We start from the raw sequence: 25,969 nt of genomic DNA, 5'->3' as shown, positions 1-25,969 counted from the left end.
AAGGTTCTTATCTACACAAATTGTCGCCAAGTCGTCTAGGGCGCTTCGTGTCGTCCTAGCGACTAAGAAAAACCCTTGATTAAGTTGAGTTTGCGAAGTTATCTTGATTCAAAGTAAGTAATATTATTACGAATCAGTGTAAACCAGGAGTAGGTATAGATAATGCTTGATTGGCTGATCGTCGGCGGCGGCATTCACGGCGTCCATGCAGCGCTGGTTCTGACGCAGCGGGCGGATACGCCGGCTGACCGGCTGTGCATCCTCGATCCGCAGCCTAGCTTGCTGGGGCGGTGGACACAGTGCACCAAAAACGTCGGCATGGCGTTTTTGCGCTCGCCGCTTGTGCACCACCTTGGGCTGGGGGCGTTTGATTTGCTAACGTTTGCGCGTACGCCGGAAGGTCGCCCCTTGGCGGCGTTTGCTGCGCCCTACGACCGACCCGGCTACGCTTTGTTTCAAGCGCACTGTCGGCGATTGGTGGCGGACGCCGAACTGGAACGGCGGCATCTTCGACAACGCGCTGTTGGTCTCTCCCCGATTGCGGAACGCGGCTGGCGAGTGGAGACGCCGGAGGGAAGCCTTGAGGCGCGGCGCGTCTTGCTGGCGCTGGGGCTAAGCGAGCAACCAGCATGGCCGGACTGGGCGCAGCAGTTGAAGGTTGCTGGTGGCTCAGTATGGCATGTGTTTGACGGTGACTTCCATACGGCGGCGCTTCCGGCGTGGCGAAAGGCCGTTGTCTTTGGCGGCGGCATTACGGCGGCGCAGTTGGCGCTGGCATTGAGCACCCGGCAACCCGGAACGGTAACGTTGCTCATGCCGCACCCAGCGCGGATTCATCAGTTCGACAGTGACCCTGGTTGGCTCGGACCGAAGTACATGCGTGCGTTTGAGGCCGAGCCGTCACTGGTCGCCCGGCGACGGATGATTCGAGAAGCGCGGCATCGGGGCTCTATTCCGCCCGATGTACACCGCGACCTGCGACGCGCAGTACGGCACGGAGAAATCACACTGTTGGAAGCGCGCGTTGCAAAGGCCGTTGTTGCTGGCGGGAACGTCGTGCTTGATCTCGACAACGGCGATAATCTGAAAACGGACTGTTTGCTGTTGGCGACTGGCTTTGACGCGCGGCGGCCTGGCGGGGCGTGGCTGGACGCCGCCATAGCGCAGTGGGGCCTTCCGACCGCGCCGTGCGGCTACCCGGTTGTTTCCAAAGCGCTGCGGTGGGCGCGGGGGTTGTATGTGATGGGCCCGCTAGCCGAACTTGAACTCGGACCAACAGCGCGCAACATCGCCGGCGCGCGCAAAGCGGCTGACCGATTGGCACAGGTTGTCGAACGGCGACATGCCAAGCACCAAGTCGGCGTCGTTTGATCCATCGCCTCTGAAGGCTTCTGGACTGGTGGCGAGTGGCTCGCGAACGTCCAGCAAAAACAAAGCGCGCCTTTTTCGGCGCGCTAGCGAAACAATGACGCCGCCCAACGGCGGCGGACAAAATGAACGGCGAAAACCTAAGCGGAACTTAGCAGCTAGCGATATTGGCTTGGCGAATTTTGTCAGCGACCACGTCGCGGCCCGCCACAGCATCCATCAAGGTCTTGAGAGCTTCATTAAACTTCGTCAAGGCGGAAGAGATTCGCTGCAACCGATCCGCGATGCTCTGCAGCCGCTGAGCAAAGTTACCCAAGAAATCGGCGGTGCGGCCAAGGAAGTCCGTTGTACGGCCAAAGGGCCCAAGCGGCGGGTTCTTAGCGATGTTGGTGTTATTACCGTTGAGCAACGACGTACCAATGCGCTGCACAAGGTTTGTCAGAGCGCCTCTAATGCCCTCGCTGATTAGCGACACGGCAAGGCCCTTGACGGCGTTCATCGCAACGCCCTTGAGCATCGGAAGGGCGATTTTGGCAAGACCGGCAACGAGTGGGAGTGGCATGGTGGGATACCTCCGAATGTGCTAGGTATGAGTTGTGTTAGCGCAGGGTGTTGAGAATCTGCATTGTGGCGTCGTTCATCACCTTCTGCAGGTTCGCCTTCATCACGCCTTCCTGCTGGATGCTGTTCAAGGCCATCTGGATGGCGAAGTTGCGCTCCTGCATTAGCTCCTGATAGCGCAGCCGCTCTTCAGGCGTCGCATTGGGGCCAGGTCTTTCTGGCATCGGCGGGATGCCGTATGGGTTGCTGTTTGCACGCGGCGCGACCGCCGTTGTGGGCGACGAGGAAGCCGGAGGTCCCGTAGCGGCCGGTTGCCCTGTCGAAGGCGACGAAACTTGCGCCTGCCTGACCTTGTCCTCCATCGAGGAACGCCCAGTGACGGCCTCTATCAATGTCTTGAGGGCTTCATTGAACTTCGTTAGCGCCGACGAGATGTTTTGCAACCGCTGGCTGATCTGCTGTAACCGCTGGGCGAAGTTGCTCAGCGTTTGGGCGGTGCGGTCAAGAAAATCGGTGGCGCGCCCAAACGGGCCAAGGGGGGGATTCTTGGCAATATTGAGGTTGCCACCGTTGATGAATGAACTGCTGATGCGTTGCACCAACGCCCCTAATGCACGCTGGATGCCGCTCTGCAGGAACGAAGTTGCTATCCTCAGCAACGGGTTAGCGCCAGCAATCGTACTCAGCAGCGGCGTGGCAATGCGGGCAATGCCTCTAAAAATCTTTCCAATCGGCATAACAGGTCTCCTCGTAAGTTAGGCCTGGAAAATCCAGGCCTATCCACTAGCGCAAGTTATTGATCATCGCCATAAGGGCGTCATGGGCGGCTTTCTGAAGATTTGACTTCATAGCGCCTTCCTGCGTAATACGATTCAGTTCCATCTGAATCGCAAAGTGGCGGTTTTGCATGGCTTCTTGGTAGGCGAGACGCTCTTCCGGAGTAGCATTCTGACCAGGACGTGGCGGAGCGGGTGGAATTGCAATCGGCTGACCAACAGACATGGCGGTTCGAGTTCCTTTCTGTAGAATGAGAATAGTAAGGCAGTTACTGGACGTTGCCGCCGCCTTGTTCAGCGGCTTCCTGTACGATTTGGTGGATACCCAGAGCAATCGCCCGCGCCCGATTGGCGCCGGGATCTTGCTCATTCGGGTCAAGATCAATGGCGCGTTGCAAATCGGCGATCGCCTCTTCGTAACGCTCCATCCGCAGAAAAACTTCCGCGCGGTTGACGTAGGGGGCAATCATTTGCGGATCAAGCGCAATGGCTTTCTCCAGACTGGCAAGCGCCAACTCGTCTTCCTGCGTTCGGGTGTATAGCGCGCCTAGCGCCGCATGCGCTGCTGCGCTGGTGGGGTCAACCTCAACCAACCCTTCAAAGATGATTCGGGCGCGCTTGAGGTCACCCTGCTCATAGTACATCGCGCCGATTTCACCCATACGCTGGAAGTCCTCATCGGTGATGCCAAGCTGCTGACGCGGCGTCTGGTTTTCGTTGGCGCTCATCGGGGTGTCTCCTGTAGCTCGTTCGTGAATCATCTATTTCGGATGCAACGACGAAGCGTTTCCCGCTTGCACCCTTGTTATCGGAAGGCGCGTTGCAGTGTTGCGTCCAAGTCGGAGGAAAAGTTGAAAAATTTTCCGAACTGCGTCTTGAGCGACGCTTGACGCTGCATGATGCACAAGCGGGTTACAGCAGCGTAACATTGGCCGTGACCTAACGTAAAGTTTACATGTGCTCCCTAGCATGGCCGAACGTCGGTTGGGAAGGCAAGCGGTAAACTGCGTCATGGCCTCTCAAGAAATACTCGCTAAACAGGGTCGCCGCTGTGCTGGTTCCAAACCGGAGGAGTAAGTTGGATGGAAGTCAAACTGATCGTGCGCGAGGTCGGCGCCCCGCCGGCCGCCAAACCTTTGTTGGAGGACACTTGGCGCACGACCATCATCAGTATTGGAAGCAGCCCTCAAGCGACCCTGCGGCTAACTGGCTCAGGCATTGCAGCCGAACATGTGGTGCTCTTCGAGGAGAATGGCCACGTCGCCATGGCAAATCACGGCGACGGCACTCGTCTAAATGGCTTACCGGTGCGCATCGGCGACCGGCGAGCTATTACCTTCGGCGACCGCATCCACATCGGCGACTATGTCGTGACGGTGCTGGATGGCAACTCGCCGGCGGCGCGGTTAGATGACCCTCGAGCGACCAGCCTATTGCAGGCGGCGACGCGCGAACTCTTTACCAGCGGCCTAAGGTTTGACCTCGACGCCGTTTTCCCGGCGGCGTTTCGGTCTCCAGGCCAACGAAAGTCGCTGGAAATCCCTGAAAACGCTAGCTTTGCCCAGATTTTGGACGCGCTTGTGACGCCGGAAGATAGATTCCGCTTCGTCATCGAGGGCGGCTATCAATCGAACGTGTTGTTGCTCTTGCCGACCGGCGATGCAGAAACCTCTCTTGGCTGGGAAGCCTCTGGGCTGCGCATCACGATGAACCAGCAGGAGTTGGCGACTTACTGCGCCCTTGTGCGCAAGGTCGGCGACCAGGTGACGCTGCACCCCGTCACCGCTGAACATCGGCTCACTGTGAATGACGAACCGGTGACGACGCCGCGCGTCCTCGCCGACGGCGACCGCATCCGCTTCGCTTCGCCACTTTCCCGTCCGTTGGACCGTCCCCTGCCTACGTTGGTGTTTCGGACGCCGCCGACGCTCGCTATCCTCAATAAGGCGGTAGCCGCCGCCCCGCCGCCGGCGGTCGAACCGACAGACGAGGCTCAACACCAATCCACCTCCAAAGCTTCCACATCGCCGGCTGTGGCGTCGGAGGTTGAGACGCCGCTTCGCCAGGTTGTGGAGATGCCTGCCCTAACGGAAGCGGACCTCCGCTCCGCAACACCAGAGCAAGCGGCGGACGCTACATCTCAGCCTGCGCCGGGCGGCTCCGAGACAGTCTATTACCTTGGGTATTTCACCGGTCTTGAACTGCTAGTGATGGCTGTGGGAACGTTGCTCGGCGCGCTAGTTGTCTACGTGCTTTTGGAAAACCTTTGACCTGTCTAAAACCGCTCTATTAGGTAGCCGCAGACGCTTATGGCCTCGCTGACGGAAAGCGTAAAGAACCTTAGCGGGATTGACTTCGCTGCCGCCCTATCAAAAAACAGCGACCTCCTGATCGCCGCTGGCATGCTCGTTCTCATCGGGACGATCATCGTGCCGGTACCGACCTTCATCATCTCGGTGCTCATTGTGGTCAACATCACCATTTCGCTCGCCGTGATGATGGTGTCGCTTTACATTTCAAGTCCGCTGCAACTTTCGACCTACCCGACCATCTTGTTGCTGACGACGCTGTTTCGGCTGGCGCTGAGCATTTCGTGTACGCGTAGCATCCTCACCAAAGGCGACGCAGGCGATGTGATCAAGGCGTTGGGTGAGATCACAGCGCAGGGCAATCTAGTCGTCGGCTTCGTGATGTTCATCATCCTGCTGGTAGTGCAGTTTCTGGTCGTGGCGAAAGGCGCGGAGCGCGTTGCGGAAGTCGCCGCCCGGTTTACCCTCGACGCTCTACCAGGCAAGCAAATGGCCATTGACGCCGATATGCGGTCAGGCCTCATCACGATGGATGTCGCCAAGAAGCTCCGCTCCGACTTGGCCAAGGAGTCCCGCCTGTACGGCGCGATGGACGGAGCGATGAAATTCGTCAAGGGCGACTCCATCGCCACGATCATCATCGCCGTCGTCAATATCGTCGCCGGTATTGCAGTGGGTGTGTTGTACAAGGGGTTGTCTCCGGCGGCGGCGGCGAAAAAATACCTGATTCTCACAATTGGCGACGGTTTGGGGGCCATCTTTGCCTCCATCTTCATCGCCATCTCAGCCGGTTTGGTAGTGACGCGCGTCGCCGGCGACGACGCCGACGCAAGCAGCAATGTCGGCTCGGACATGAGCGCCCAGATGCTGGCGAATCCCAAACCGTTGCTAGTGGTTTCCGGCCTGTTGGGCTCGCTGGCAGTACTTGCTGTTTTGGCCGGCAGCAGCGTTGCCGTGCCGGTGCTGATTGTCGCGGCTGTCGCTGCGCCTGTGGCGCTGAGCCTCCGGAAGCGACAGCAAATGTTGGCGGCAAAGGCCGCCGACGGTACCGCAACGGCAAGTCCAGCGGCGGCTGAAAGCGATGAAGTCCAGCCGTCTTACACCGTTCCGATGGCGCTTGTCGCCAGCGCCGACCTAGCGCCCTACATTGACCCGCAGTTCCCAGCCGGGGCGAAATTCCGGGAGGGCCTGACGGCGCTGCGCAACTCAATGTATTACGACACAGGCGTACTGATGCCGCAGATTTACGTCACTGGCAACGCGCCCCTCGAACCGTTCCACTACATCTTTGCCGTCAAAGAAATCCCAGTTGCGCAAGGCGTCATCAAGCCGTTTCACTTCTACGTCAACGACTCCGTTGAAAACATCAAAGTCTTCGGCATTGAGGGCGAGGAGGTTCGCAATCCGGCGGATTTGCGTCCCGGCGCGTGGGTGCCGGAAGACTACCGCATGCTGGCGATGGCCGCCGGTCTGAAGATTTGGGAGCCGAGCGATTTTCTGCTACTGCACGTTTCGCACATTCTGCGCCGGCACGCGCACGAATATATCGGTATTCAGGAAGCGCAGGCGCTGCTGGATTTTGTCGGACGCGGAGCACCAAAACTGGTCGAGGAAGTCGTCCCCAAGATCGTCTCACTGCACCTGTTCACGGACGTGTTACAGCGGCTTGTCCAAGAGGGCGTCTCGATTCGGGATGTGAAATCCATACTGGACGCCCTGGCGGAATGGGGGCGCATCGAGAAGGACCCGGCGCAGTTGACGGAATACGTCCGGGCGTCGCTAAAGCGGGTCATTTCGTTCCGGGCTTCGGGCGGCAAAGGGACGCTGTTTGTTTACCTGCTAGATCCGGAAATTGAAGACATCATCCGGGGTTCGATCCGACGCACCTCGACGGCTGCATTTCTGGCGCTTGACCCGACCATCAGCAATGACATTCTGGCGGCGCTGCGCGAGGAAGTCGGTGCGTTGCCGCCGACGGCGCAAAAACCGGTCATTGTAACGGATATGGACATTCGGCGCTTCGTGCGGAAACTGGTCGAAGTCGAGTTTCCGAATGTTTCCGTGTTGTCCTACCAAGAACTCTCGCCGGACCTCACCATCCAACCCATCGGACGGATTGCCCTACCGCAGGGCGGCAGCCGTTTGGCGGCGTAAGTGTTGCCTTGCTGTCCCTGCGGCGGCGTTGGTGAGCCGCTCACATGTTTGCGCCTCTCTCTCAAAGCCACCCTTCAAGCTCCTACTGGACGCCCCAGCGTGGTGGTTTTGAAACGCCAAGCAACGGTATGATGCGCAACCGACAAATGTCCTCGGTGGCTTCCGCAGCCGAGATAAACCCTCGCGGCGGCAGATGCCGGGGCAGTTTGCTTGAATCCTTCTGCAAGCGAGAAGCCTGATGATTGAAGGCGTCGCCGTGCGGCCGCTACGGCAAATTCCCGACGAACGCGGCAAGATCATGCATATGTTGCGCGCCGACGACCCCCACTTCGAGCGGTTCGGCGAAATTTACTTCTCCTGCGTTTATCCCGGCGCCATCAAGGCGTGGCACATCCACAAGGCGATGACGCTCAACTACGCCGTCATTGTTGGTCGCATCAAACTTGTCCTGTACGACGACCGCGATGGGTCGCCCACACGCGGCGAACTCATGGAACTCTTCATCGGCGACGGCAACTACGCCCTGGTCACTGTACCGCCGCTAGTTTGGAACGGCTTTAAGGGCGTTGGGACGGAAACTGCGATTGTCGCCAACTGTGCGACGCTGCCGCATGACCCAGCCGAAATTGAGCGCCTGGATCCCTTCACTGACCGCATTCCCTACAACTGGGACATCCGGCATGGCTAAGCGGCTTTTCCTTGTCATCGGCGGAACGGGTTACGTCGGCGCGCGGTTGGCCGAACACCTTGCCCGGCACGGCACGGTCATCGTCACCGGCCGCCGCCGCTCGCCGGAACGCGACCGCTGGTTGGCGACCAACCGCAACCGCTTACAGTGGGTAGCCTACGACGCCGCCGTCGACAAGCTACCCGACGAGTCGCGCTACGAAGCTGTGTTCAATCTGGCGACGCCGAGCGCAGCGGAAGCCGCCGCGCAACCGGAAGTCGCCGAGCGACAGGCGCTGGCCACGGTTGAGGCGGCGCTCGCATTGCTCGCTGCCGAAAAAGCGCGGCGGCTCATCCACTTCTCAACCTTTCACGTCTACGGTGACCCGGCGGCCAATGCGCCGCGCCCGCGGTACGGCGAAGACGACACGCCAACGCCGACGCACCCATACGGTGTTGTCCACGCCGCCTGCGAGCGTCGGCTGGCTGCGGCAGGTTTGTCGGAGATTGTTATTATCCGCCCAACTAACCTCATCGGCCCGCCGACGCATTTAGACTTGGGACCACAGTGGCGGCTTGTTTTCCTCGACCTCTGCCGGCAGGTCGTCGAGCGGCGCGCGCTAACGTTGCTGACCGACGGCTTAGCTTATCGGGATTTTCTGCCAATGGCTTCCGCCTTGGATGCGCTAGAAAGGCTACTGGCGGCGGCGCAACCGCCGCTACGGTGTCACTTGGCGATGGGATGCGCCATGTCGCTGCTCGACTTGGCCCGGCGCATTCAACGGGTTGCACGTCAACAGTTTGGTTGGGAGGTGACGCTCACTGTCGGCGACCGCGCCGACGCTTTCCGCCGGCCCTTTGAGGTGGAAACCACCCGCCTGTGGGCGCTCGGCTGGCGACCACCGACCGACGCAGCCTTTGACGCCGAAATCGCCGCAACGCTTGCCCGTTTCACCCAGAGCCTATGAGCCGGCCGGTTGTCCTGTTCGTCACCAGCTATGTCTCGCCGTTTATGACCGAACTGACGGCGGCGGTGAACGAGCTGGACGAGGTCGAATTCCACGCCGCTTACGTAGAAACCACGCAGTTCGCCAACCACGGCGCACACTGGGATACAGCCGCTAACCGGCCCGATACACACCGGCGGACGGAGGCGGTGTCGGTCGAAGCATTCTTGCGCGAGCTGTTCGCCGCGCATCAGCCTCGGGTGGTCATTTGCGGCTATGGGCGGGGGCGGGTTTACGAAACGACCTTCAACCTGTGCCGGGCGTTCGGCGCTGTGTTCGGCGTCTTCGCCGAGCAGCCAATGCGCGACGGCCGGCTCAAGCATCTGGCGCGGACGGCCTACTACCTGGCGCTCTGGCGACGGATGCCGCCGGCGTTTGTACTGGCGGTCGGCGACCGCGCCGTACGGTTCTATCAGCGACTGCTGCGCGAACCAGAGGCGGTGATGTTTTTCCCGTACTATCAGGATTTGCGTCCGGTGCTGGCGATTCCCGACCGCCCAAAGCGGGAGAAACTGCACTTCCTATTTTCCGGCCGGCTGGCGGCGCAGCACGGCATCCGCGGTCTTGCGGCGGCGTTTGAAAAACTGGCCCGGACGCACCCGGGCCGCTTTCACTGGTGCGTCTCCGGTACGGGCGCAGAAGAGCATTGGATTCGGCGGGCAATGGCGCGCTCGCCGGCGCTGGCGCAGGCCATCAGTTTTGATCGGGAATTTGCGACGTGGAACGAGCGACTGCGGCCGTTTGCGGCCTCCGACGTCCTTGTGCTGCCAAGCTTCCACGCCGGTTGGGGGCTGGTCATTCCCGAAGCGTTGGGTTCGGGGATGCCGGTCATTACAACGCGCGGCGTCGAGGCGGCGCGCTACTATGTCGAGGCCGGCGTCAACGGGTTGCTGGTCGAGCCGCGCCCGGCGGACATTCACCGAGCGTTGGCTTTGTGTCTTGACCAGCCAGAAGTCGTACAGGTGATGCGGGCGCATGCGCGCGCGTCGGCGGCGCGGGGTGACGTGCGCGTCGGCGCTCGGCGCTTGACAAGCCTGCTGGCGCGCTGGCTCTAGCCGAACAGCGGACAGACCAAGGCTTGAACGCCAATCAGAGGCGGGCGTATGATTTCGCACGCTTGACGCATCCTCAACCAATGAGGCCGGGCTTTTCGTGGACCCCAATTTGTCATCTCTGCCGCTTTCAACCACAGCCGCCGACAAGGAAAACGCTTTGCGCGCCTGGCTGCGTGAGGCGCGCTCCGTGCTGATCGCATTTTCGGGCGGTGTGGACAGTAGTTATCTGGCCTTTGTCGCCGGACAAGAGCTTGGCGAGCGCGCGCTAACTGTGACTGGGCGAAGTCCAAGTCTCGCAGCTACCGAGCAATCTGCCGTAACGCAGTTTGTGACGCGCTATAGGTTGCGTCATGTCTTTCTGGACACGCACGAACTTGACAATCCCGCCTACGCCGCCAATCCGCCCGACCGGTGCTATTTCTGCAAACAGGAACTCTTCACACGGTTGTGCGCCTTGGCGACGCAGTATGGCGCAACCGTCATATGCGACGGAACCAACGCCGATGATCTGAAGGATGTGCGTCCCGGCCGCCGCGCCGCCGCCGAAGCGGGCGTCGCCAGTCCACTAGCGCGGTTTGGCTTCACCAAGGCCGATATTCGGGAGCGGTCGCGGTACTGGGGACTGCCGACCGCCGACAAGCCAGCGTCGCCGTGTCTGGCGTCGCGTATTCCCTACGGACAGCCAGTGACCATTGGCAAGCTGACAACGATTGAACGGGGCGAAGAGGCGCTGCGCGCGCTGGGGTTCCGTGAAGTTCGTCTGCGTCATCATGACCGGTTAGCGCGCATTGAGATTGCACCGGAGGAACTGCCGCGCGCACTTGACCCAGCTATGGCTGCGCGCCTTGTTGCGGCGCTCAAACCGCTTGGGTTTACCTTCATTACCTTGGACCTTGAGGGCTTCCGCAGCGGCTCACTCAACGGCACGGAAGCCGAGCGGTCCGATCTGTGAACCATCCCGACGCCATCTTTCGTGAGGAATCAGCCATGCCCAACGCCTTCGTTGATGACGCCCGCAGTTTCAAAGAGGACAACCCATTTGAGTCTATGATGTCGCGTTTTGACAACGCGGCGAAGCTGCTCGACTTAGACCCGAACATTTACCGCATTCTGCGCCATCCGACGCGCGAAATGACCGTTTACATCCCAACCCTGATGGATGACGGCCACTATGAGGTCTTTGTCGGCTACCGGGTGCAACACAACTTTGCCCGTGGCCCGGCCAAAGGCGGCATTCGTTACGCGCCTGATGTAACGCTGGATGAAATACGCGCACTGGCGGCATGGATGACGTGGAAGTGCGCCGTGGTCAACATTCCGTACGGCGGCGGCAAGGGCGGCATTGTGTGCGACCCGCAAAAGATGTCGCTAACCGAGCTGGAGCGGCTCACCCGGCGCTATACCTCAGAGATTCTGGACATCATCGGTCCGGAACGCGACGTACCTGCGCCTGACATGAACACCAACGAACAGATTATGGCGTGGGTCATGGACACCTACTCCATGCATGCCCGGCATACGGTCAACGCGGTTGTCACCGGCAAACCAGTTGAACTCGGCGGCTCGCGGGGGCGACGGGAGGCGACTGGTCGCGGGCTGCTTTTCGTCACGCAGGAGGCGTGTAAGAAGTTCGGTCTCAAGCCTCAGGAAACGCGCGTCGTCGTCCAAGGCGCGGGTAATGTTGGAGGCATTGGGGCCACCTTGCTGCACGAAGCCGGTTTCAAGGTCATCGGCATTTCGGAAATTCGGCACGGCCTCTATAACCCCAACGGCCTCGACATCCCGGCGGCGCTGGCGCACCTACGCAAGCACAAAACCTTTGAAGGCTTTGGCGGCGGTGAACTCATCACCAACGCCGAACTGCTCGAACTCGACTGTGAAGTACTGATACCGGCGGCGACAGAAAATCAAATTACGACCCAGAACGTCGAGCGCATTAAATGCCGCATTCTGTGTGAAGGCGCCAATGGCCCAACGACGGCGGCGGCGGACGAAGTACTCGAACGCAAAGGCGTTTTCGTCATCCCGGACATTCTGGCCAACGCTGGCGGTGTGACGGTTTCCTATTTTGAGTGGGTACAAAACCGCATGGGCTTCTTCTGGAAAGAAGACTTCGTCAACGAGCGCCTACAGGACACGATGGTTTCGAGCTTCAACGATGTGTTGAGCTACGCCGAGAAGCACAAGGTCAACATGCGGACGGCGGCTTACATGTTGGCCATTGACCGCGTGGCGTACGAAACCAAAATGCGCGGCATCTACGCCTAAGTCAAATGAGCGTTTCAGTTCGTCGGTCTTAAGGGCGGGCTGTAGAGAGGCTTGGTTTCTGGAATCTCTCTGTGATAGCCTCTCGCAAGTTTTGTCATCAAACGTGTTGTTGCACGGAGCGAGCCAACTTGGAAAGGGTTTTGTATGGAAGTATTGGTTCGCTTTTTTGTCATCGTGCGGATGCGACAAGGTAGGAACAATATCAACTGGTCACGCGACCAGGAGGGAACAAAGAATGAAACACCGTACTTGGCTTGCGCTATTTGCCTGCGTGTTTTTGGGCAGCGCGACGGGTCTGGCGCAATCAGCGCGCGAGCAAGACCGCCCGCTCAACCCAACTGTCACCGGCGGAACGGGCTTGTTTACGGTCTATGACGCCTCGACGCTCAAGCGAGGCGAGTTCAATATCGCGGCTTATTACAATAACTTTGATCGTGAGCCGGGCAACGTGGACATCAGCCAGCAAATTGTGAGTGGGGCTGTTGGCCTGACCGACCGGCTGGAGTTCTTCGCCGCCTCCGTTTTTCGGCAGCAACTGGTCGCCGACCAGCGACTTGAGCTTAGTGGCTTCTTCCTGCCGAACGTGCGCTTTCCCGGCGTCCAGGCTGGACCCGTGCCGCTGGGTCCGGGCAGTTCCGCTGGGGCGCCGTTTGTCGGCCTGATTGGTCCCAGCACGACAAACATTTCCAACGCGGGCGCGGCCGTCGGCGGCGTCCTGCCGGGTCTCGTCCAGAGCGGGACGCGCATTGTTGGTACGGGCGCAAACCAGCGTCTGGTGGGTCGGTTGCCGGGCTACCTGAATGATTTTCCATTTCTGGCGAGCAGCGAATACACCAGCGGGAACACGACCTTGGGCGCAAAGTTCCGCTTTACCAACTCTGAAAGTCCGTTTGGCTTGGCGATTGTCGGTTTTGTCAACATTCCGACTGCATTCGCCAATGGCATCTTCCGTGGTACGGGCAACGGTGTTGTGCGCGGCAGCGGCCCCGGCGCGGTGGATTACGGCGTGATCCTCGTTCCAGCTGTACGCGCTGGACGCTTCACCTTCACCGGCAATATCGGCGCTGCAAAAGCTGGCGACCCGGAGGCGGGCAACATCCGCTATCTCGACCGCCGGAACATCCTGATTGCTTCAGCGGCCGTGGACGTAGCCGTAAACAAATACTTCCAAGCAATTGGGGAGCTGACCTCGAACGTTTATTACGGCAGCGGCACGCCTAATCTCAACCCGGTCAATCCCTTGGATTTGACGGTGGGCGCGCGGTTTACGCCAACCGGCAACGATAAGGCGGTTCATTTTAGCTTTGGCGGCGGCTACCGCCGTCTGCTCAACAATGCAAACACGGAACGCGGTTCAAATCGCGGCGATGTCAATGGTTTTGTGGTCAACGCAGTCATCGGCTACCGGCGGCGCGTCCAGACGGTGGAAGCGCCCGACCCGTGTACTAACAACCGCCCGCCGACGGTTACGCTTTCCTCCGACCGGACAAAGCTCAAGACCACCGAGCGAGCGCGGCTGACGGCTGTGGCAAGCGATCCCGATCCTTCCGACACCAACCTGACCTACAACTGGACAGCTAGCGTCGGCCGCATTGAAGGCACGGGGCCGAACGTCACCTACGTCCCACCGACTGACCGGGCCGGCGTGGCGACCGTTACGGTGACGGTGTCCGACCTCTGCTGTGCGACGGCGACGGCTTCTGTTGAGTTGACCATTGAGAAAAACACTTGCCCGACGGTGACGGTGACGGCTTCGCCGACGCAGATCAAAGAGGGTTCGGATGCGCCGATCAGTCTCTCGGCGGTTGGGCGTGATGCCGACGATGATCCGCTGACCTACCGCTGGACGACGACCGCCGGCCGGATTGAGGGTAGCGGCGCGAACGTGACGCTTAACACGACAGGGCTGTCAGCCGGTCGGGTAGTCGTCACTGTGACGGTGGACGACGGTAAGTGTACAGGTGAAGCTTCAACGGCGATTGAAATTCTGTCGCCGCCGCCGCCGCCGCAGTCCTACACGGTCGCTTGCGACGGTACGCTGGCGAATCCGCCGTTCCGCCGTAACGTGGCTCGCGTAGACAACCAGTGCAAGGCGTTGCTTGACCAAGTTGTGACGCGGCTGCAGAGTGACCCAACTGCGCAGGTCATCATTGACGGCCACGCCGACCGGGGTGAAAAACGCGGTACGGCGCGGAAGCGTGCAGACAATGTCCGGGCTTACCTCGTCGGTAAAGGCGTAGATCCGAACCGAATCGAACTGCGCATCTTCGACGATCAGCGGGCAGCCCAAGCGCCAGGCGGCAACAACCGCCGCGTGGTGGTGACGGTTGTTCCGGAAGGCGCGCAACGGCCTGAGTAGCCAGCGCTTAGTGCGTCAAACGACGACGTGGGGTGGCTCCGTGAGGGGCCGCCCCTTTTTCTTATGTTGACCTTACGTTGATCTCAATGACCGAGCAAACCTACCTCAGTCACAGCTCGGAGGAAACGCTCGCCCTTGGGCGGGCGTTGGGACATGAACTCAAGCCGGATGTCGCCGCGCCGGCGCGTATTGTTCTCCTTCAGGGCGAGTTAGGAGCCGGCAAAACATGCTTTATCAAAGGGCTGGCGGCGGCATTGGGTATTGTTCCCGAAGAGGTCACAAGTCCAACCTTTGCTCTTGTCCACGCCCATCCGTTTCAGGGAGGGACGCTGTGGCACGTAGACTTGTACCGCTTGCCGGCCGGCGCGCCAATTGCAGAGGCAATTGGCTTGGAAGACTTACTAGGGCAACCCGGCGTGGTCGCTATCGAGTGGCCAGAACGCCTCGGTGATGAGCTTGAAGCTCTTGTCGGCACGCCGCATCTCGTTTGGCAGGTGCGGATAGAGGAAGTTGACGAGGGTAGGCGGCGGGTCACAATCCGCCGCTCGACTGACCTAACCAGCCTATGTCAGGGTAGTTTGGTTTGAGGAGTTGCTCTAGCTGGCCGGCTGTTCGGTCGGCGCTTCAGCCGCACGGCGGCGCACAATCTCCACCGTACACGGTGCATGCGCCACAATCGCCGACGATACGCTCCCGATAAAGAAACGCTCTGGACCGGACAAATCGCGCGTACCAAGCAAAATTGCGTCAGCCGGCCACTTCTCGGCGATGTCAAGCAAAACACTCTTTGGATCGCCCTCGATGACTTCCCGTGAGACCTCAACCTTCAAATCCGGATAAGCCGCCAATAGTTTCTCCTGAACGGCTGTCGCCGCATCAGCGGCGGCGCGGCGTAGTTCGTCAATTGTGTCCGACGGAACAACGGCGACGCTGCTGCCGAGAATGTCGCTGCTAAAGTACTCGAAGACGCCGGTGGCCGTTACGACTTTGACTTGTGTATCCGGCGAAAAATGCCGCGCAGCAAGGGCGGCAATCACCACCTCTGACGCTGGCGTTTCATCCACCCCGACCAGCAACCGCAGCGGGGTTCCCTCCGGCCGCTCCAGTCGTCGGCCGATCCGCACCGAGGTTCGCGCTTCCAACATGACCTTGCGCGAGACACTGCCGAAAAACAGCCGTCCGAGCGTCGAGCGCCCGTGCGAGCCAAGGACAATCAAATCCGGCGACCATTCATTGGCGAATTTGAGAATTTCGCGAGCCGGCGCACCGGCGCGGGTTTCCTCGCGCACCGTCCAGTGCGGGAACCGACGCCGCAGAATGTCGGCCGCACTTCGCGCCCAGTGGCGTGGGACGGCCAGCCGTGCGTCTTCAAGGTAAAGCATTTCTTCGGGCGTTCGAGGCGGGAACAGGGGAACGCGGTCGGCGACCGAGAGAACTACCGCCTCGCCCTCCGGGGGGAGTCCGGCGTGAATGAGGTCGGAAATCGCTGCGAAACTCGCTGGCGACCCATCTGTAGCAACCAAAACCTTGCGAACGACATAATCGGCAGGCATAAATCGTCTCCTTCTGGGTGGTTGTCCGCTCCGGGTCGGTCTCACGAGTCAGCCCACCGGGGGACAGGTTTCTCTCATGAATCTACAACGTGACGGCCGTTTGTCTGGTTTTTTTTCAGTGAGAGCGGATTTCCAGCGTCGCCGGTTTCGTCTATGAAGCCAAGCGCCGCCGTCCGAGCCACCAGCGGCGGCTTACCAACGCTTGAACAGAGGAAGATCCGAATGATGCGTTACAAACTGCTTGGCGCAAGCGGACTGCGGGTTTCTGAGCTTTGCTTGGGCGCGATGACCTTCGGTGAAGCGTGGGGAACTGGCGCTTCCAAGGCGGAAAGCCGCGCTATGTTTGACGCCTACGCCGAGGCGGGGGGAAACTTCATTGACACCGCCAACTTTTACACCAAAGGCGAAAGTGAAACTTTTATTGGCGAGTTCATCCAAGGCGAACGCGACCACTGGGTGATCGCCACCAAGTACAGCCTCGATACCAGCGGCTGTGGAGAAGTCAACGCCTCCGGCAACCACCGTAAAAATATGATGCAGGCGGTTGAAGCCAGCCTGCGCCGCCTGCAAACCGACTACATTGACCTGCTCTGGCTTCATGTGTGGGATTTCACGACGCCGATTGAGGAAATCATGCGCGGGTTTGACGACCTTGTCCGGCAGGGGAAGATTCTCTACGCGGGGATTTCCGACACGCCGGCCTGGATTGTGGCGTCAGCCAACACGCTGGCGACGCTGCGCGGCTGGACGCCATTTGTTGGTTTGCAGATTGAATACTCGCTGCGGGAACGGACGCCGGAGCGCGAACTATTGCCGATGGCCGCGCACTTCGACATTGGGGTGACGGCATGGAGTCCGTTGGGAGGGGGTGTGCTGACCGGTAAGTACAACACGCTCAAGGAAGGCGACCCGCCGCCCGGACGCCTCAAAACCACCAAAGACCGCGACCGTGAACTGGCCCAACTAGTGATGAGTATTGCCGAAGAGATTGGACGTTCCCCAGCACAGGTCGCTATCAACTGGCTGCGTCAGCGCCCACAAACCATCATTCCGATCATCGGTGCGCGGACACTGCCGCAACTCAAAGACAACCTTGGCTGTCTCGACTTTACGTTGAGCGATGAACACCTAGCGCAGTTGACGCAGGCGAGCGACATTGAGTTGGGCTTTCCACATCGGTTTCTTCAGGGAGAAACTGTACGACAGTTTGCCTTCGGCGGAGCGCTTGAGAAGATAGACAATCATCGAGTCCGCAACCGGTCATGAAACATCTTCAGCCTTAGGCGGCGTAATGCTGCTTCGTGAACCGCGTCAACGGCTGGAGAGTGTGAACGCCGCCACACGCAAACAGCGGGTTAGTCACTGCCAAGACAATGCAGTGGGGATTAGCGCTGTCTTCTATGCCAAACGCTGGCTTGGCAGTCGGCGGCAGTGACAGCCTTCAAACCCGCGCAGTGGACAACACAGGACAACACAGCGCATCCTCGCCTATGGTGGGCAGAGAATAGCTTGGCTTTTCTGCTGTGTAGGGTGGCGTTGTCCTAACGTCGAGGCACACGGCCGAGGCGACAGCTTTTCAAGGAGCGCGCAAGGCGCATACTGCGAAGGGGCCGTCAAGTGAACTTGACGCGCCCGGCCGTCCCACGCCTTGGCCGCCGGACTGCCGTTCCTCGAACAGGGCGCTCAGCCGCGCGCTGGCGCTTCGTACTAGCGCGCCAAATGTTTTCAGTTCTCCCAAGCTGAGACAACCGGCACCGAAGCGACCAACCCACCGTGTCCGTGGTATGTTTCTCACGCCCCAAACGGGCGATGCCGCCCACACATGCAGACCACGCGCAGACCTTGGAGGTACACAAGCGATGTCCACCCCGTTGACCGCCACCCCGCCCCGCTTGATGACCTTCGAGGAGTTCTTAGACTACGGCGAACCCGATGTGCGCTATGAACTCATCGAAGGTGTCCCCGTCGAGATGCCCCAACCGAACAAAGCCCACCAACTCATCGTGTTGGCCTTGGCGGCCTACCTGACGCGCGCCATCAGCGAGAAGAGGCTGCCGTACGTGGTGACGCTGTTGGGGGTGCAGATTGACGAGTATATGGCGCTGATTCCGGACTTGGTGGTGTGTCGGCGGGAGGATGCGGCGCTGGGGGCGGATGAGGAGGAAGCCGGGGTGCTGCGGGTAGGTGTGTCGGTGGTGTTAGTGGTGGAGGTGGCGAGTGAGAACTGGCGGGACGACTATGGGAAGAAGCGGGAGGCGTATGCGCGGCGCGGGGTGGAAGTGTACGTGGTGGTGGATCGGCGGCGGCGGTGCATAGTGGGGTACGGGCAACCGGATGTGGCGACGGGGCGGTACTTGGAGGAGCGGACATATATCGAGGGCGAGGTCGTGGAGTTGGAGGCGCTGGGTGGGTGTCGGTTGCCGGTGAGCGAGGTGTTGGCGGGGGTGTTTGCGGAGGATTTGCAGCGGGCGGAGTTGGAGCGGTTGTTGGCGGAGCAGGCGGCGAAGGAGGCGGCGGAGGCGCGGTTGAAGGAAGCGGAGGCGCGTGCTGAAGCGGAACGGCAGGCCAAATTCGAAGCCGAAGCCCGTGCTGAAGCGGAACGGCAGGCCAAGCTCGAAGCCGAAGCCCGCGCGCAAGAGGCCGAGGCTCGCGCTGCAGCGGAGCGACAAGCGAAAGAGACCCTGCTGGAAGAACTCGCCCGCCTGCGCGCCCAGTTGGGACTGCCGCCGGAGTGATAAAAGCATCCTTGTACAGACTTGTGTGGGTGGGGTCAGTCAGAACCTATCCAAGTAATCCGGCGGCGTGGCAAGCCCGTGGCGCACGAACAAGATTTGGCGGTGGTTGTTCTCTTGCTCTCGGTGAACACCTTTCATGGTGACGGGGCCGACCCGATTCGTGAGCGGCATCCAGCGCGTGTTATGCACCTTGCCCCGCTGAACCGCTATTTTCACCCATGCCCGCAGCATCGGATCACCAACATGACAATGTGCCGGCTACCCAAAATCCAGTAACGCTTGACACACGCGCCAACTGCCGCAAGCACGCCATCCGCGCCGAACTTCGCTCCATTACCCACCACTCCGGCAACCACACGAAGGCGCGTTGGGCGGCGTCCGCCGTTGTTCCCACCACCAACTCAACCCCTACTGCTCCAGCGCCGGATCGCGCGCTTGCTCCTCGACCGGCGTCACGCGCCGCCCCAACCGCCGGTTCAGAGCACCCACGACTGTGCGCGGGCACAGGAAAGTGAAAAGCTCACCGCAGCGGCGGCTCGAAAACCCTGACGACCGGGTAAGCGTCTTTGTCGGTTTCGTAGTAGGGCGACCGCTCGTAGAGGAACTGAAAGCGCGCCCGCGGACTGGCCGCGAAATCGGCGTCCTCCGCCAGCTTGCGCTCGAACTCGGCGCGCAGTTTTGGATTCCGCTTAAGCATTTCGCGCGCAATCGGCTCAAAAACGTAATCCGCCGCGTACTCCTTCTGCTCGAAAATCGTGTTGAACAAGCCCCACCGGACGGCCGAATCCGGCCCTTCAGGCTCCAGCCAGTTGAACGCGACGCGCGCCGCCGGTTGCGTCATCGGCACGTAGACCGTCCCAGCAGGAAAGGTTTTCGTCGTCCGGGCGCGCTGGATGGTGAAACTGGTCAGCATCACGCGGCCCTCGAACGGGCGCGTCGCCCACTTAGGATCGCGCAGACAATAGGTTTCACAATCCACAGTGGTGACCTTTTTTAACCGCTTCATCTCGACGCCATGCGCGGCGAGCACGTCCACTACCGCCGTCCATTCCGCTGGAATGAGGTAGCCTGCCGGGACGGTCGGTGCCGCCGTCGTTTTGAGCTTGGTGAAAAGCTTGGTCGGGATGTCCACGAGCCGGCTTTCGTACGCGCGGACGGGACGCCCGGTGACAAGGCTGGTTTCCTCACGCCAAGCGACGCCCTTGTACGTGAAGGTCGTCCCGGCGTCGCCGTGCGTTCCGGCGAGAAACAGCGGCTTGGCGGCGGCGGCGAGTTCCGCCATGCCCGCTTCGGCGGCGCGAATCATCTCGCGCAAATGCGCGCCCTCCGCGCCGACCAGCGCCAGCGTATGCGTCATGAGGTCGTAGTGCGCCCACACTTGCGTCCGGTACGACTTGAGGCTGTGCGTCTCCACCAGCAGCGCCGGGCGATGCCACAACGCTACGTAGCCGGTTGAGTAACGCGGCTCAATCACGCCGACATCAAAGCCCTTTGACCAGTCGGCCGGATCGCGCGGCTCGGCGTACGGGCCGACCACGTGCCCGTCAGCTTCCAAGCGCGCATAGAGCTTCGGCAGAAACGTCTCCTTCGTCCACGCGCCGATTGTCGGCCACGTGTTCTGCTCGGTCGGCATGTCAAGCGTTACGTCGTACTGGTGATCCATGCCGTCCGTCACGTGGTTGTCTATGAAGAAGTCGGGCTTCCAGGTGGTGAAAAACCGCAGCCAAGCGCGCATTTCGGGCGCATCAGCCTTCATGTAGTCGCGGTTGAGGTTGAGGCGCGTCGCCGTCGCGCGAAAGCCCATCTCGCGCGGGCCGTTCTGGTTGACGCGATGCCAAGGGCTGGTGTTTTCGTGACCGTCGGCGTTGAAAACCGGCATCGCCAGAATGATCACCGAGTCAAGCAGCGCGGCGTGGCGCTTCGTGATGAGAATGTCGCGCAGGAGCATCGAGGTCGCGTCCTTGCCCGAAATTTCGCCCGGATGAATGCCGTTTTGGATAAACACCACGGGCTTTCGGGTTTTGGCGGCGCGGTGTGGCGTAAAGGCTTTGTCTTTGGAGGCGACCAGTACGTAGAGCGTCCGCCCCTGCGCCGTGTCGCCGATGGGAAGCAACTCGGCGAAAGGCGAGGCAGCGGCCATTTTCTTCCAAAGCGCGACCGTCTCAGCGTAGTCGCCGGTTTCAACGTAGTCGGTCTTCTCGCAGCGCGTCAGAAAAGCTTTTGGCGCGGCAGTGGTGCTGTCGGTCAGTGAACGCGCGGCAGCGGCGGCGGGCGGCTCATAGCCCGACCGGGGCGGCATAGGTTCGAGTTTGATGGGCATAGGCGCGGAGGCTTCGGCGTCGGGATTCGGCGCTTGACCGTGAGCGAGCAGCGTCAAGCCAAACCACAGGATTGGAAAGAGGCCGCGCCACGGCAACCTGGCGGCTCGTGTCGGGAAATCCATTGGTTGGGGTCGGTCAGGGGGATTGGACAAGATACGCCATCGTCGCCGGTTGCGGCGGCAAACGCAAGCGGCTTGTCGTCGAAATTGTTCAGCCCTGCTTGGTGTGGATGACAGCGATTTTGCGCTTGTGGGGGTGAGTGAGATTTCTGATTCGCAGCAACCCAGCCTCGCGCCGAGCACAATCACCTATTAGCGCAACGACTCGCCGGAAGAAAAAACCACGAAGAAATTCGGCGCGACCCGCAGGGCAAGCTCGTCGCCGAGGTTTTAGGCGAGCGCGCAACGCCGACGTTCGCAGCGACGCCATCCGCTCTGTCGCTGCCAATGTACGTTGGCAAGCGATAAATTCTTGGGCTGGCGGCACAACCACAACGTGCCGCCAGGATATTGCAGCGCAGGGGAGCGGTTGTTATGGGAACAGGCGGAGGCGCTGGTGGTGGAAACCATCGTGCCTGCGGCCTCAAAGCCACGCCGTTTGACTGGCGACGCACGCCGCTATGCCAGACTCTGGCCGATTGCCGAGGCGTTGGCGGCACACGACTTTCACTTTGGGGTGTAAAAGCGCTTGCCTCCGTCTGCAATTGCGCATACCGCGTATCACGCTGCGCTGGAGCGTTTACCAATCCAGACCAGCCCGACCAGCGCCGGCGCCAGCGTATTGATCGCAAACAGCAATAGCGCCGCATTGACGGCGGTTGGGAGAGCGACACCGTAAGCTTGGAGAATGCCCGCCGCTGCGCCTTCACGAACGCCGACGCCGGCCGGGGTAACGGGGACGAGATTCGTCAGCACAATCCAAGGGAATGCAAACGCGACGACAGCGAAGCGCACCGGCTCGAATGCCCGCGCCAGCGCGTAAAGCGAGACGATATCCAACGCCGTCAATGCTAGACCGGCAGCGATGTTGGCGGCGATGTCCCGCCGGCGCAGCTGCGCCAACGCCGTCGCCGCCGGACAAAGCTTTTCCCGCAGCCGACCTGGAAGACGCCGCGCCGCCAAGACAGCCGACAACACAACCGGCAACACAAAGACCATCCCAACACAACCTACGCCTGCCAACGCCAGCGGCCAGCGCCAAGTGGTGGGCGCAACCCCCAGCGTCCCCAAACAGGCGGCTGCGCCAAGCGCCGCAAGGTCGGCGGCGCGGTCAATGATGAACAACCCAGCCGCCGTCAGACGTACGCCCGGCGGTAAGAAAGCGGCGCGTCCAACCTCGCCAACGCGACCGGGTGTAACAAGTCCCAGCGCCATCCCTCCCAGTAGCGACCGTGCCGCCGTCAGCCACGATGTTTGCGGGTGAACCCGTACCAACAACCACCGCCACTTGGCCGTCCGGAGAACCAGCATGACCGCGCCCAGCCCAAACGCTGCTGCAATCCAGCTTCGGTCAGCGCGGCCAAGGGCGGCGATGACTGCACGAAGATGGCCGGCGTGCGCCGCCAGCGCCAGCAATACGAGTAGGGCCAACCATTTGGCGGCTGTCCACCATGGCCGAAGGGAACGTCTGCGCGTCGTTGTCACAACTGGAAGCCGTCGCCAAGCTGACGACTCTCGGGCCGACCTGGGTCAGGCAACCCGCGCGCCAGCGGCTGCCAGCCTCGTTCCAGCGCCAGCAACAGCGCCTTGGCGCGCGTAATGTACGGCGGCGGGTCGGCGTCGGGAACCAACGCCACCGCCCGCTGCAAGTCGGCGCGGGCGCTCGACAAGTCACCCAAGTGCAGCAGTGTTTCACCACGATTGACCAGCGCCACAGCGTCGTCCGGGGTCGCCGCCAGCACGCGATTCAGATGCGGCAGCGCCCCGGCGTAGTCCTTGATGCGCAGTTTGAGCGCACCCAGCGCCGATTGAAAATACAAAGTCGCCGGCGCAAGCGCCGCCAGACCTTCAAAAATCGTAATAGCTTCTGCGTGACGCCCCTGCTCGGCCAAGTTGTAGCCCAAGTCAGTCACCAGCCGAACTTCTTCCGGCGTCCAACCAGTGGCGGCGGCAAGCGACAAACCGCCCTGTAACCATTCGTGATCCTGCTTGGTGAGCATGAGCTGGGGTCCACGCGCAAGCAGAAGGCATCCGTTTGTCAAACGCTACCGATGGAAGTCCGTGACCGCAAGCTGGAAAGCCTTGTCGGTACACGGCGTGGCTTTACTTTTCGGCCTCGCTCTGAGAAAAACGATGCCCTCAACTGGTCTGCAACTTCGACATCACACGCCGGATTAATCACCGCGCCCATATGCTGAAAAAATTCCCGCTGCACTGGCAAATCTTGGTCGGGATGCTCGCTGGACTCATTGTTGGCTTTGCCGCTGACTGGCTCGGTGCGCAGCAGTTCGTCAAGTACTGGATCAAGCCTTTTGGGACGATCTTCATGAACTTGCTCAAGATGATCGCCGTGCCACTCATCATCGCCTCGCTCATCAAGGGCGTCTCAGACATGAAAGACTTGAGCCAGTTGTCGCGGATGGGCGGGCGTTCGCTGGCACTCTACTTGCTGACGACAGCTGTGGCCGTGGCTATTGGTTTGCTCATCGTTAATTTCGTCAAACCGGGCACGGGCGTGGCGCCAGCGACCCGTGAAAAACTTCTAAGCGCCTACGCCGACGAAGCCAAGGGGCGCATTTCTACGGCGAAGTCGGAGCAAGACAAAGGGCCGCTCCAGCCGCTTGTGGATATTGTCCCCGACAACGTGTTCGCTGCGACGACTGACAACCGCCGGATGCTGCAAGTGATCTTTTTCGCCCTCCTGATCGGCGTCGGGCTGATTCTCATCGCTGAGGAGAAAGCTAAGCCTATCAGAGATATCTTCGACGGGCTGAACGAGGTCATTCTTAGGCTGGTTGATCTCGTCATGCTGACCGCGCCAGTGGGCGTCATGGCGCTGCTGGCGACGCTGATTACCGAATCGCCAAGTGCTGACATCCTCGTCAGCCTCCTGCGATACGCCCTCTGCGTCGTCGCCGGCCTTGCCGTCCTAATTTTCGCCTTCTATCCAGTGTTGGTGTGGCTTGTAACCGGAAAATCTTATCGCTTCTTCATGCGCGGCGTACTGCCGGCGCAGTTGGTAGCTTTTTCAACCAGCTCAAGCGCCGCGACATTGCCGGTCACAATGGAGCGCGTGCAGGAGCATTTGGGCGTTCACGAAGAGGTCGCTGGTTTCGTCTTGCCCATCGGGGCGACGATGAATATGGACGGCACGGCGCTGTACCAAGGCGTCGCGGCGGTGTTCATCGCGCAAGTGTTGGGCATTGCGCTCGATCTAGGCGATCAGTTGAGCATCCTGCTGACGGCGACGCTGGCTTCGATTGGGGCGGCCGCCGTGCCGAGCGCCGGCCTGATCGTTCTCGTCATCGTGCTGGGCGCCGCCGGCATCCCGCAGGAAGGTTTGGCGTTGATTTTCGCCATTGATCGCCCGCTGGATATGTGCCGTACGGTGGCGAACGTCACCAGCGACGCCTGCGTCGCCATGCTGGTGGCGCAGAACATGGGCTTGTTGGGCGAGCCGCATGAGCGCCGCTTGGATGATTTCTATCCCCGGCGTTAGGGCGCGCCCCGGTGTGTCGCGGCCTCATCAAGTGGATTCAGCAGGGATGGAAAAGCCGGTCAAAGAACCAGAAACGCCGGTCGCTGAGGCAAAAAAAGCTTGCATCGGCCGACGCGCTTGGCGCATAGCATGCCGGCGGCGTGATGAATTCCGCCAAGGTAAAAGACTGTTTCCCGTTTCATGCAAACTGACTGGCTTCTGGCGCTTGCCCTCGCCTACGAACGCAACACGACACAAAATCCAATCCCGCCGTCCGAACTCTTTGCGCTGTCGCCGGACGACGACCGCCGAAAACTTGAGCAGCGCCACCAAGAACTGCGTGCGCAGGAGGAAAGCAAGCTCACAACCTGGTTGGCGCAGACGTTAGATGAACTCCGGCGGCGTATTCGGCAGCAACCTTTGACGCTCGACCCACGTATTCATCCGTCCCACATTGCGGCCGCGCTGCGGGATGAGCCGGCCTATATCCAGCGGCTGTTGCTGGCGTCCCTGCCGGCTCCGCTGGGGACGGCCGTGGCGCGCGCGCTGCGCCAGAGCCAGACACACCTGAGCTTGGATGACCTTGCGCCGGTCGCGCCAGTCCTCAACGCCGTTCGGCGACGATTCCTGGCGCAGTTTGTAAGCGCCGACCAGATCGCCCCGCTAACGCCTTTTGACGAACTAACGGAGGCGGAGTTACAGCGCGTAGCGCATGCGGTCGGCGTTGCGGAGATTGGCCTGGCTGGCTATGACCTGCCGACGACCGAGGCCGTAACGGCGCTGCTCCGACGTTTTCCCGAAGCCGACGCGCACGCCATCGCTGAGCAAATCGCCGCCTTTCGCGCGCTGCCAAAAGCGCCGCCTGCGCCGCGCCGTGAGTTTGCCCGCCGAATTGTCCAGTCGGCGATGACGCAGCGTAAGCGCGACCCGGAGCTAGTAACAACTCTTGGTTGGCAAGTGGTGATGACCGCCGCGCCGGCCGGCTGCGACGGCGACCGCTTGACGTTCCTGTTTCAAAAGCTGGCGCCCAAACTCGTCCGCCGCCTTCAAGAGTGGCTGGATGCGCCGCCCGTCGCCGTCCGACCAGAACTCCGGCAGCAGTTGTTTCAAGACGTGCTCCGGCTGGCGCAACATCACCGTAACGGAACTGTGTCCGACTTGCCGAGAAGGAATCCGGCGTCGGAGTAATGCCCTCTAGCCC

Annotated in this window: 24 protein-coding genes; 16 read left to right on the top strand and 8 right to left on the bottom strand. The window is 60.8% G+C overall.

Annotated features, from left to right (window positions below; all coding sequences use genetic code 11):
* Positions 1 to 162: 162 nt before the first annotated feature.
* Complete coding sequence (locus tag NZ585_11040) at positions 163 to 1,371, top strand: lysine N(6)-hydroxylase/L-ornithine N(5)-oxygenase family protein (protein ID MCS7080565.1); 1,209 nt, start codon at positions 163 to 165, stop codon at positions 1,369 to 1,371.
* Positions 1,372 to 1,519: 148 nt separating this feature from the next.
* On the opposite strand, the gene NZ585_11035 is transcribed toward NZ585_11040, so the two are convergent.
* From NZ585_11035 to NZ585_11020, 4 genes are read right to left on the bottom strand one after another with little or no spacing between them, the layout of a single operon-like run.
* Positions 1,520 to 1,930, bottom strand: coding sequence for a hypothetical protein (locus NZ585_11035; GenBank protein ID MCS7080564.1), 411 nt, complete (start codon positions 1,928 to 1,930; stop codon positions 1,520 to 1,522).
* Between the two features lie 37 nt (positions 1,931 to 1,967).
* Complete coding sequence (locus NZ585_11030; protein MCS7080563.1) at positions 1,968 to 2,666, bottom strand: hypothetical protein; 699 nt, start codon at positions 2,664 to 2,666, stop codon at positions 1,968 to 1,970.
* A gap of 46 nt (positions 2,667 to 2,712) precedes the next feature.
* Positions 2,713 to 2,931 carry a hypothetical protein gene (locus NZ585_11025; protein ID MCS7080562.1) on the bottom strand — a complete coding sequence of 73 codons (219 nt, stop codon included), beginning with the start codon at positions 2,929 to 2,931 and terminating at the stop codon, positions 2,713 to 2,715.
* Between the two features lie 43 nt (positions 2,932 to 2,974).
* Positions 2,975 to 3,433, bottom strand: coding sequence for a tetratricopeptide repeat protein (locus NZ585_11020; GenBank protein ID MCS7080561.1), 459 nt, complete (start codon positions 3,431 to 3,433; stop codon positions 2,975 to 2,977).
* Between the two features lie 354 nt (positions 3,434 to 3,787).
* Between NZ585_11020 and NZ585_11015 the strand changes: the two genes are divergently transcribed.
* The 9 genes from NZ585_11015 (at position 3,788) to tsaE (ending at position 15,110) form a co-directional block, all read left to right on the top strand.
* Positions 3,788 to 4,975 carry an FHA domain-containing protein gene (locus tag NZ585_11015; protein MCS7080560.1) on the top strand — a complete coding sequence of 396 codons (1,188 nt, stop codon included), beginning with the start codon at positions 3,788 to 3,790 and terminating at the stop codon, positions 4,973 to 4,975.
* A 39-nt stretch (positions 4,976 to 5,014) separates the two neighbouring features.
* Positions 5,015 to 7,168 (top strand): type III secretion system export apparatus subunit SctV, encoded by a 2,154-nt coding sequence (gene sctV, locus NZ585_11010; protein MCS7080559.1) that lies wholly within the window; start codon positions 5,015 to 5,017, stop codon positions 7,166 to 7,168.
* A gap of 238 nt (positions 7,169 to 7,406) precedes the next feature.
* The gene (locus tag NZ585_11005) at positions 7,407 to 7,856 is read left to right on the top strand and encodes a dTDP-4-dehydrorhamnose 3,5-epimerase family protein (GenBank protein MCS7080558.1); all 450 of its coding nucleotides are present in this window, start codon (positions 7,407 to 7,409) and stop codon (positions 7,854 to 7,856) included.
* Positions 7,849 to 8,802: an NAD(P)-dependent oxidoreductase gene (locus tag NZ585_11000; protein ID MCS7080557.1), complete on the top strand. Its 954-nt coding sequence runs from the start codon at positions 7,849 to 7,851 to the stop codon at positions 8,800 to 8,802. Before NZ585_11005 ends, NZ585_11000 begins: the two co-directional genes overlap by 8 nt.
* Complete coding sequence (locus NZ585_10995) at positions 8,799 to 9,896, top strand: glycosyltransferase (GenBank protein ID MCS7080556.1); 1,098 nt, start codon at positions 8,799 to 8,801, stop codon at positions 9,894 to 9,896. The genes NZ585_11000 and NZ585_10995 overlap by 4 nt, the downstream gene beginning before the upstream one ends.
* Before the next feature lie 109 nt (positions 9,897 to 10,005).
* Positions 10,006 to 10,848, top strand: coding sequence for an ATP-dependent sacrificial sulfur transferase LarE (gene larE / locus NZ585_10990; GenBank protein ID MCS7080555.1), 843 nt, complete (start codon positions 10,006 to 10,008; stop codon positions 10,846 to 10,848).
* 35 nt (positions 10,849 to 10,883) lie between these two features.
* Positions 10,884 to 12,164, top strand: a complete 1,281-nt coding sequence (locus NZ585_10985) for a Glu/Leu/Phe/Val dehydrogenase (protein MCS7080554.1) — start codon at positions 10,884 to 10,886, stop codon at positions 12,162 to 12,164.
* Positions 12,165 to 12,399: 235 nt separating this feature from the next.
* Positions 12,400 to 14,523, top strand: coding sequence for an OmpA family protein (locus NZ585_10980; protein ID MCS7080553.1), 2,124 nt, complete (start codon positions 12,400 to 12,402; stop codon positions 14,521 to 14,523).
* A gap of 86 nt (positions 14,524 to 14,609) precedes the next feature.
* Positions 14,610 to 15,110 (top strand): tRNA (adenosine(37)-N6)-threonylcarbamoyltransferase complex ATPase subunit type 1 TsaE, encoded by a 501-nt coding sequence (gene tsaE / locus NZ585_10975; GenBank protein ID MCS7080552.1) that lies wholly within the window; start codon positions 14,610 to 14,612, stop codon positions 15,108 to 15,110.
* 9 nt (positions 15,111 to 15,119) lie between these two features.
* Here the strand turns inward: tsaE and NZ585_10970 are convergent, their stop codons facing one another.
* The gene (locus NZ585_10970; protein MCS7080551.1) at positions 15,120 to 16,076 is read right to left on the bottom strand and encodes a universal stress protein; all 957 of its coding nucleotides are present in this window, start codon (positions 16,074 to 16,076) and stop codon (positions 15,120 to 15,122) included.
* Positions 16,077 to 16,301: 225 nt separating this feature from the next.
* Here NZ585_10970 and NZ585_10965 point away from each other — a divergent pair, with 225 nt between their 5' ends.
* The 3 genes from NZ585_10965 (at position 16,302) to NZ585_10955 (ending at position 19,326) form a co-directional block, all read left to right on the top strand.
* Positions 16,302 to 17,342, top strand: coding sequence for an aldo/keto reductase (locus tag NZ585_10965; protein MCS7080550.1), 1,041 nt, complete (start codon positions 16,302 to 16,304; stop codon positions 17,340 to 17,342).
* 593 nt (positions 17,343 to 17,935) lie between these two features.
* Positions 17,936 to 18,811 (top strand): Uma2 family endonuclease, encoded by an 876-nt coding sequence (locus NZ585_10960; GenBank protein ID MCS7080549.1) that lies wholly within the window; start codon positions 17,936 to 17,938, stop codon positions 18,809 to 18,811.
* 218 nt (positions 18,812 to 19,029) lie between these two features.
* On the top strand, positions 19,030 to 19,326 hold the full coding sequence (locus NZ585_10955) for a hypothetical protein (GenBank protein ID MCS7080548.1): 297 nt from the start codon (positions 19,030 to 19,032) through the stop codon (positions 19,324 to 19,326).
* Between the two features lie 5 nt (positions 19,327 to 19,331).
* On the opposite strand, the gene NZ585_10950 is transcribed toward NZ585_10955, so the two are convergent.
* Positions 19,332 to 21,131 carry a M14 family metallopeptidase gene (locus NZ585_10950; protein MCS7080547.1) on the bottom strand — a complete coding sequence of 600 codons (1,800 nt, stop codon included), beginning with the start codon at positions 21,129 to 21,131 and terminating at the stop codon, positions 19,332 to 19,334.
* 496 nt (positions 21,132 to 21,627) lie between these two features.
* Between NZ585_10950 and NZ585_10945 the strand changes: the two genes are divergently transcribed.
* The gene (locus NZ585_10945; GenBank protein ID MCS7080546.1) at positions 21,628 to 21,813 is read left to right on the top strand and encodes a hypothetical protein; all 186 of its coding nucleotides are present in this window, start codon (positions 21,628 to 21,630) and stop codon (positions 21,811 to 21,813) included.
* A 38-nt stretch (positions 21,814 to 21,851) separates the two neighbouring features.
* Here NZ585_10945 and NZ585_10940 read toward each other — a convergent pair whose 3' ends face one another.
* Both NZ585_10940 and NZ585_10935 read right to left on the bottom strand, forming a co-directional pair.
* Positions 21,852 to 22,775, bottom strand: a complete 924-nt coding sequence (locus NZ585_10940) for a flippase-like domain-containing protein (GenBank protein ID MCS7080545.1) — start codon at positions 22,773 to 22,775, stop codon at positions 21,852 to 21,854.
* The gene (locus NZ585_10935; protein MCS7080544.1) at positions 22,772 to 23,290 is read right to left on the bottom strand and encodes a tetratricopeptide repeat protein; all 519 of its coding nucleotides are present in this window, start codon (positions 23,288 to 23,290) and stop codon (positions 22,772 to 22,774) included. The genes NZ585_10940 and NZ585_10935 overlap by 4 nt, the downstream gene beginning before the upstream one ends.
* 194 nt (positions 23,291 to 23,484) lie before the next feature.
* Here NZ585_10935 and NZ585_10930 point away from each other — a divergent pair, with 194 nt between their 5' ends.
* Both NZ585_10930 and NZ585_10925 read left to right on the top strand, forming a co-directional pair.
* Positions 23,485 to 24,789, top strand: coding sequence for a dicarboxylate/amino acid:cation symporter (locus NZ585_10930; GenBank protein MCS7080543.1), 1,305 nt, complete (start codon positions 23,485 to 23,487; stop codon positions 24,787 to 24,789).
* 180 nt (positions 24,790 to 24,969) lie between these two features.
* Positions 24,970 to 25,956 carry a hypothetical protein gene (locus NZ585_10925; GenBank protein ID MCS7080542.1) on the top strand — a complete coding sequence of 329 codons (987 nt, stop codon included), beginning with the start codon at positions 24,970 to 24,972 and terminating at the stop codon, positions 25,954 to 25,956.
* Positions 25,957 to 25,969 lie beyond the last annotated feature (13 nt).

This window comes from Chloracidobacterium sp. (assembly GCA_025057975.1).
Taxonomy (GTDB): Bacteria; Acidobacteriota; Blastocatellia; order Chloracidobacteriales; family Chloracidobacteriaceae; genus Chloracidobacterium.
This window is presented reverse-complemented; position numbering and strand designations above follow the sequence as displayed.